Below are 1,556 nucleotides of genomic sequence, written 5' to 3' on the forward strand. Positions count from 1 at the left end.
CGCCGGCAAACGGCTGGCGCCAGCCGTCAGGTCCAGGTCCGGCAGGTTCGTGCCGTCCAGCAACGGCACCAGATAGAGGTCGGCCACGACTGTCCCGGCGACAATGCCGGTGACGGTCGCCCACCGCATCGTCAGTTCGAACAGGACCGCCAGGTCCCTCGCCAGGTTGCCGCCTGCGCGCGCGTCCAGGTCTGCTGTTGCGTTGGCCGCGCCCGCCGAGTTGTTGCTCAAGCTGGCGCCTGCCGTCGTCAGCGTGACGATGGCGCGCTCCTTGCTCCCGATGTCGCCAGCCACGGGCTACCCCTGCTGCTGCGCGAGCGCCTGCGCCACGATCCAGTCGATGTCGGCCTGCTCGACATCGCCTTCCCAGTTCCGCTTGAGCGCAGTGATTGTTTCGGCCATGTCTGCAGTGCCGCCGACAGAGGCCTGTGCCCCGCCAATGGCGACCTCGGCGTTGCTCGCCAGCTCCTGCCCGGCCGCGAAGATGTCCGTGCGGCAGCTCGAATTCGTCGTGCCGCTGAAGATGGCGGCCACACCGTTGCGCACCTTGGCGACGGTGAAATCGCTGGGGAACGGCTTGAGCACCATCAGGTCGAACCCGCCGCGCTCACCGCCGCTGCGCGCCTGGTACTCCTTGGGCTTGTGGGCATCGTAGATCTCCGAGCCCTCGACAGTAGAGCGCCAGGCGGCGGTCGCCGAGTTCGCGTTGGACCACTGCAGCAGGGTATACGTGTCCTGCGCGGCGATGGCGGCGGCCATCTCGGGCACCGCGAGCATCGCGGCCTTCAGGGTGTTGCGTTGGGCAATGGTGAGGGACATGGCGCATCTCCTGTTGCGTATCGCTATCAGGTCGGCTGATTCACCGTCCAGGTGAACGCGGGCACGTTGAACGTTCCACCGCTCGTCACGACCTGATCGGTCGTCTCGTCGGCGACGTAGAGCACCTCCGATGTCGTCGAGTCGACGACGGCCACGTGCAGGTCCGGGCTGGCGCCCGAGTTGGCGGTCAACGTGATGGACTTGGCGCCGAACGTGGTGACGCGGTTGCTCGACACCGTGCTCTGCACGATGTCCCCGGCCACGAGACTGACCGAGCCCAGGCCGTTGGTGGTGACGACGGTCGAGTAACTGTCGCCGGCCGTGTAGGCCTTGATCAGGTGCATCTTGATCCGGTCGGTAGTCGCCGCGCGGGTGCGCAGCAGGTCACTGCCGCCGTCGAGGATGAGTGCGTTTGCCCATTTGGCCATGGTGTGGCTCCTTCAGTGGTGGTTGGGTGTGCGGTAGGGGCCGGGCATGTCAGGCCTCGTTCACGGCTGCGCCTGTGATCTGGCCGCTGCTGTCCTTGATGAGGCTGATGACGCGCGCGCTGCTGCCGGTCTGCAGCGTGATCGGCGCCCCCTGGGGGGGCGCGGGCTGTTCCACTGTGACGACGACGGCGCCAGGCTCAATCGTGGTGGTGACCGGCGGCGCCTGGACATTGGCCACGATGGCGCCTGGCTCGATCTGCACCGTGACGGCCGGCGGCGATACGTTGATCGTCGGCGGCGCGGAGCGGG

The 1,556-nt window shown here is 67.5% G+C and carries 3 protein-coding genes and 1 pseudogene; all 4 read right to left on the reverse strand.

From position 1 onward, the window contains the following. Window positions 1–294, reverse strand: a 294-nt coding sequence (locus CAPSK01_RS24125) for a hypothetical protein (protein WP_273704152.1), incomplete at its 3' end; no start/stop codon positions are given. Between the two features lie 3 nt (window positions 295–297). Then, window positions 298–819 (reverse strand): hypothetical protein, encoded by a 522-nt coding sequence (locus tag CAPSK01_RS19780; protein WP_034930859.1) that lies wholly within the window; start codon window positions 817–819, stop codon window positions 298–300. 26 nt (window positions 820–845) lie between these two features. Next, a complete protein-coding gene (locus CAPSK01_RS19785) occupies window positions 846–1,247 on the reverse strand; it encodes a hypothetical protein (RefSeq protein WP_034930861.1) in 402 nt (133 codons plus the stop codon). A 49-nt stretch (window positions 1,248–1,296) separates the two neighbouring features. Further along, window positions 1,297–1,556, reverse strand: a pseudogene (locus CAPSK01_RS19790) (hypothetical protein); the annotation flags it as partial.

Source organism: Candidatus Accumulibacter vicinus (genome assembly GCF_000584955.1).
GTDB lineage: Bacteria > Pseudomonadota > Gammaproteobacteria > Burkholderiales > Rhodocyclaceae > Accumulibacter > Accumulibacter vicinus.

Bases quoted from the DNA above. Each gene is read 5' to 3' on its own strand.
- CAPSK01_RS19780 (WP_034930859.1), bottom strand. From the start codon at position 819: ATGTCCCTCACCATTGCCCAACGCAACACCCTGAAGGCCGCGATGCTC.
- CAPSK01_RS19785 (WP_034930861.1), bottom strand. From the start codon at position 1,247: ATGGCCAAATGGGCAAACGCACTCATCCTCGACGGCGGCAGTGACCTG.